Consider the following 5,365-nt stretch of genomic DNA (forward strand, 5'->3'; position numbering starts at 1 on the left):
CCCTTAAAGCGCTTGAGGGCAAAGCCACAGATCTGCAGCAGCCGCAGCCCCTCTCGCACATGGTGAATGTTGGAGCGACCATAGGTTCTGGGGAAATAGCGCACGGGGATATCCAGGATCTTCAGGGTGCGCTTGGCGGATCCCAGCAACAGGTCAAAATCTCCAAACGGGTCGAAATCCCCCCACTCTTGGCACAGCTTGGCAATCTGCTGGTAATCCTCCCGCCACAGGGCCTTGGTGCCACAGAGGGAATCTTTGATGCGGATGCCGAGAATGTAGGAGAGGAGAGCGGCAAAAAAACGATTGGCCCATTGGTTTAGCCGAGGCATTGCCTCTGGTTTCAGGGGATAGATAAGGCGACAACCATTGGCAAAGTCGCACCGCCCGGAAGCCACAGCCCGGAAAAACTTGGGCATGTCCTCTGCCTGTACCGTCAAATCGGCATCGAGGATGATCAACACATCCCCTGTAGCGGCAGCCAGCCCCTTGCGCACCGCATCCCCCTTGCCCTTGCCCTCCTGCCGTAGAGCCCGGATATTGCGGATCCCTTGATATTCGGCCTGCACCCGCTGGATCTCGGCCCAAGTGTCGTCGCTGGAATGCCCCTCCACAAAAATGATCTCGGTGCGGGATCCCATTTCGGGCAAGCGTTCCACGCAGCGGCGGATGTTGCCCGCTTCATTCCGAGCCGGAATCACCACGGTGCAGGAAGGTTGCTGCTCAGGGGGAGGATCCCAAGCCGGGTCAGGTTGTGGGCGAGCGATCGTATATTCCGTCAGGCAGAGGGCGTTGATCCCGGGCAGTGGGGCAATCACCTGGTTGATCACAGTTGAAAGGAGTGGGATCCGCCGCGGCAACAACAGCCGCTTGCCCTGCTGAATGACCTCGTATCCCGCCAGGTGCAGCAGATTGGCCACATCGGCTGCCGAGAGCCAATTAGCTGCCGGCAAGGGCATGCGCTGCTTCAGGAGGGTCGCCAGGCTCAGAATTGGCTCCCAGAGGGGGTTGTGGTGGGAGAGGATGAGGCGGGTGCGCGGGGTACAGAAGCGGCGCAACTGCTGGAGAACCTGCTGGATGTCGGCCAGGTAGCCCAGGGTATTGGTGAGGAGAATGACATCAAAAGGCTCCGCCAAGATGGGATCCCCTTTGTCCAAGGTGTGGGCATCTTGCACCCGGAAATGGAGATGGGGAAACTCTGCCTGCGCTTGGGCAACAATCTCCGCATCCCGGTCGATCCCCACCCCAACGCTGGGCTGCAGGGCGTTGAGCAGGGATCCCGTGCCGGAACCAATCTCCAAGATGCGCAAACCGGCAGGGACAAAAAAGCGATGCAGCCGCTCCAGATCCTCGTGGTAGTAGCGGTTTTTCTGCCGCCAGTAATACAAGGGGTGGGTCAACGCTGGCAAGGGCTCCCGAGGGTGTCGCTAGATCGGCTTTTGGTCGTAAGGGGGCATCGATATCGATTCGTCACCCAGGCCGGCTGGATCCGTGATGCCAAGGGCGAAGCACCCTGGCGATTGCATACCGAAGCCACATCTTGGACCCCAGTCTCCTCCCCACCCAGCGATAGCAGTACAGGGAACAGAGAAGCATCGGCGGGCAAGGGCCAACAAGCAGGGATCTCAGCGACGACGCACTTTATCCCTTTGGCTGACAAAGATGATGGCGCCAAAGAGAGCCCCCAGCACAACTGCACCAGCCACCAAGCTCCAGAGGAAGTTAGCAAGTGAGGGAGTCATAAAAGCGTTTCCTCCTCGTGCAAATAACCATTGCCCAACGGCTTTTCGATTATACCGAGCCCTGCCCCCTTTCCAAAGCCTACCTTTGTCGCCCGACAGCAGGTCCTCTGCCGGGCATTGTCATTGGGTAGTTTGGTATTCCAGAGGCACCTCTTCTAAGGTCTGGCTCTTGCCCGCAAAGGGGTTATCCGGCGTTAAGAACAGCATACAGTGACATTCCTTTCGCTCCCGCATGGGTACACAGGGGCAGTTCCAGTAGCCGGCTTTCGCTTCTGCCTCTTTGTCTTCATAAAAACGACAGGGACACAGCGGGGCGCCCAATTGCTCTTTATGCAGAGCCAAGCCCTCGATCACCGCCGTTGTAATGGACGGATCCGAGCAGAAAAAGGTCTCGGAGCGTTTGGCGTAGGTTTCTGCGAAATGCCGCATCAACTCAAAGCTCTTCTGTGAGGACTTGTTGTAACCACGACTTTCCATGACGATTCCCAAAGGTGGAACTAACCGGCTGTTGCTAGCAATAGGGCTCACAGCTTTTTCCGGCGACACTTCCTGAAGTCGGTACAAACGTATGCGGGGCCGGGATGCTCCTGACTGACTCTACAGACCTCCCACAACGTCGGAAAAAGCTGTATCTTGCTCTTCGTTGTACTGCAGACCTCCAGGCAAGACAAAAAATCACGGCCTTGCTGTTACACATGGCAACATCCAGGCGCCGTAGCAAGAGCCAGCCTTGGCGTACCCTATAGAATACCGTTAATGGGATCCCTCTCCTCAGGGCACGACCAACACCGGGCAGGGGGCAAGATCGATCACGCGGTGGCTGACAGAGTTATTCTGCCCCTCTCCGGAGAGGGTGAGGCCGCGGGATCCCATTACAATTAGGCTAATCTCCAGCTCGTCTGCCACATCACAGATGACAAAAGGCACCTTTCCCTCTCGATACTCACTCTTGACGCTGTTGAGGCCGATTTGATGCAGGCCAGACTCCGTTTGCTTGAGCAGGTTGTGGATGTTTTGCCGAGCTTGTTCCGCCCTCTCCGCGTCCAGCTCCGCGGCATCCAGTACAGAGAGCAAGTACACCTGACTTTTGTAGCGCTGCGCTATGTCTGCCACCAAGGGCAAGGCGTGGCTGGTCTCACGCGAGTTGTCGATGGGAAAGAGCAGCTTGTCGAACATAGTCGCGGATTCCGCGGTCAAGCCCATTCCCTATCCAAGTTGGGGGCTTGCCCTATTCTATCAATTTTACCGGGAGCTCAATGGCCTCATTCCACCCCTGCCCGTTTTCCTGTTGTCAGGGGCTCCACCTGGGCTGCTTCGCCCTAGCTGCAAACGGAGCTCCTCTGCTGTTTGGATGAGTAGCCATTCTATCATCCCGCGAAAGTCCAGCCGCCCTAAGCCATGCTGGGCTGAAGTTTACGCAATTCCTGCCAAAAATCCATTATTTTCAGATTGACCAAACTTGGAAAAGAATAATGAAAAAAGTGTCGCCCCCCAGGGCAAAACCACATTTGATCCCCTGGCTTTAGGTGGTTTCTCCACTTCTCGAGCGAAGCAGGATCCACAATGGGGTCATCCTTGCTGGCGCAAACCAACATCGGCACCGACACTTTCTGGGCTGGAATCGCTATCACCTGAAATAGGGAGTGAGGTATGGGAGAAGTATCCAAATCTTTAGCCAGAGCATAGGAGAGTGAGCGTGCTCGCCACTGTTCTGAAGTAGGTAGAAGGCTCTGGGCTATACGCACCAAGAGTTGTTCCCGACTCCAGCAAAAGATTTTTCGCTGCACATAGAAATGGGCATGCCAAGTGGTAGCAGGCCAACCTCCCACGGCCAGCAAGGTCAGAGACTGTACCCGCTGTGGGTAACGGCAGGCAAAAAGATAAGCGGCCACCCCGCTCAAGCCGTGGCCGATAAGATGAACGGGTCGATCCCAAGCTTTGAGATATTCGTATAGCAGCGTGATTACAGTCTCCAGGCTACAAGGCTCATCCTGGGTTTGGTGGTACTCCCAGTAGGCTATCCGAAAGCATTTCCCCAGGGATCCTAATAAAGGCTGATCAAAGAGCTTGAGACTGGGAGAAATGCCCAGATACAGGGCCTCAAAAGCGAGCGCAGAAGCGGAGCTTAAACTCATATTCGCTATTCCATCTCGACTGTTAAAACCATCAAGGCTGCTAGCCAAACAAAAGATCTACAAAGTCCAGTAGCCAGAAACCAACCGGCAAAGTGCGGTTGAACCATGCAATTGTGAACAGTGCAATTGCCATTGGAAAATGCGGCCCAAAGGATCCGAGCCGATCTGGATAGAGGAGAGGGGACAATACCCCTCTCCTTTCTGCAGATCCCCGAACCAGGGAGCCTCAAACCTCATTCACAGCCCAGGCAAAATCTGGGCCAACACGTCCGCACTGTTCAGGAGCATGTAGGCAAACAGGGCACCGCCAACGCCGCCCACCAGAAACCCTCCCGCCAACTGGCTCCAGCCGGCACGGGTGCGCAAGTTTTCGGGCAAGTCCTCCGATCCTGCCGGTACTCGCACCGGCTGAGGGGATCCCTGCGATTCCGCCATCAGTTGCACTCCCGGCGTCGGATAGGCCACCTCTCCATAGGGGGTGTTCACCACCGCCACCAGCCGCGAGCGCGGAAAAGAGACTCGTCCATAGATCGAAAGACAAACCGTTAGGATCAGCACCAGACCAATGGCCGCCAGCGTACCTGCCGTCAGGGCTTGCTCCGAATTCCGCAGCGGACTCAACTTGTAAAACGGCCCCACCAGGAAGTACCCATGGGCCATGCCGATCTCCAAACCGCGCAGGAAAGGCGACAAGCCCTCCCGGTAGATGGGCAGGTTTTGCAGCAGCAGCAGGGTGAGATCGCCCTGGTTTACCGGCGTGTCCAAGTTGCCCACCTGGGGATCTGTGGCTCGCACCCAGCCCCCGCGCTGGAAGTCAAAGCCGCTGGCCGCCGCCCGCGCCCGGATGGCATGCCAGATGTGCCCCGCCAAAAACAGGATCCCCAAGACAAAGTGGGCTGTAGCCAACCAGGTACGGCTGCTTACAATTCCCCTTTCGTCAGCGGCCAGCCCCAGCGGCCCGTAAAAAGCCGCAGGGTAGGCGATCTCATTGACGCTGACAAAATAGGCCGCCAAGATGCCCATGTAAGCCAGGGCCCCCAGGCTGTAGGAGAGGTAGGCTTCGCCCGAGTAGATCAAGACTTGCTTGGCCCAGGCAAAGGGGCGCGTGGCTATGTGCCACCATCCCCCCAGCACGCAGAGCAGGCCCACGTAGATGTGTCCCCCCACCAGGTCTTCCAGGTTGTCCACGGCGGCCATGCCCTGCTGACCCATCAGCGGCGTCAAGTAGGCGAAGATCCGCAGCGGATTGAGGGTGGGATCCGCAACGATCCGCACGCGGCCCAGGTTGGCATCGTACAGCCCTCCCCAAAAGAGAGCCTTGGCCACCAGCAGCCATGCACCCAGCCCCAGCAGCAGCAGGTGGATGCCGAGGATGGTGGTCATCTTGTCGTCATCTTCCCAGTCGTAGCCGAAAAACTCGGCAAAGGTTTTCCCCTTGCTCAGCACCTCTGGTCCCAAAAGGGCATGGAAGATCCCTCCTGCCCCCAGCAC

At 57.3% G+C, this 5,365-nt stretch carries 6 protein-coding genes; all 6 read right to left on the reverse strand.

Going from position 1 to position 5,365, the window contains the following annotated elements; genetic code table 11:
* On the reverse strand, positions 1 to 1,397 hold a 1,397-nt coding region (locus NW849_RS11115; protein ID WP_414357689.1), incomplete at its 3' end, for a glycosyltransferase.
* A 225-nt stretch (positions 1,398 to 1,622) separates the two neighbouring features.
* Positions 1,623 to 1,739 carry a photosystem II reaction center X protein gene (locus NW849_RS11120; protein WP_011432450.1) on the reverse strand — a complete coding sequence of 39 codons (117 nt, stop codon included), beginning with the start codon at positions 1,737 to 1,739 and terminating at the stop codon, positions 1,623 to 1,625.
* Positions 1,740 to 1,859: 120 nt separating this feature from the next.
* Complete coding sequence (locus NW849_RS11125) at positions 1,860 to 2,216, reverse strand: ferredoxin-thioredoxin reductase catalytic domain-containing protein (protein ID WP_414357690.1); 357 nt, start codon at positions 2,214 to 2,216, stop codon at positions 1,860 to 1,862.
* Positions 2,217 to 2,510: 294 nt separating this feature from the next.
* A complete protein-coding gene (locus tag NW849_RS11130; protein WP_414357691.1) occupies positions 2,511 to 2,915 on the reverse strand; it encodes a universal stress protein in 405 nt (134 codons plus the stop codon).
* 215 nt (positions 2,916 to 3,130) lie between these two features.
* Positions 3,131 to 3,874 (reverse strand): alpha/beta fold hydrolase, encoded by a 744-nt coding sequence (locus NW849_RS11135; protein WP_414357692.1) that lies wholly within the window; start codon positions 3,872 to 3,874, stop codon positions 3,131 to 3,133.
* Between the two features lie 237 nt (positions 3,875 to 4,111).
* The coding region (locus tag NW849_RS11140; protein WP_414357693.1) for a photosystem I reaction center subunit XI at positions 4,112 to 5,365 on the reverse strand (1,254 nt) is incomplete at its 5' end.

The sequence above is a fragment of the Synechococcus sp. R55.3 genome (assembly GCF_047461975.1).
Lineage (GTDB): Bacteria > Cyanobacteriota > Cyanobacteriia > Thermostichales > Thermostichaceae > Thermostichus.

Coding starts and splice junctions, on each gene's coding strand:
- NW849_RS11120 (WP_011432450.1), bottom strand. CDS start 1,739: ATGACTCCCTCACTTGCTAACTTCCTCTGGAGCTTGGTGGCTGGTGCA.
- NW849_RS11125 (WP_414357690.1), bottom strand. CDS start 2,216: ATGGAAAGTCGTGGTTACAACAAGTCCTCACAGAAGAGCTTTGAGTTG.
- NW849_RS11130 (WP_414357691.1), bottom strand. CDS start 2,915: ATGTTCGACAAGCTGCTCTTTCCCATCGACAACTCGCGTGAGACCAGC.
- NW849_RS11135 (WP_414357692.1), bottom strand. CDS start 3,874: ATGAGTTTAAGCTCCGCTTCTGCGCTCGCTTTTGAGGCCCTGTATCTG.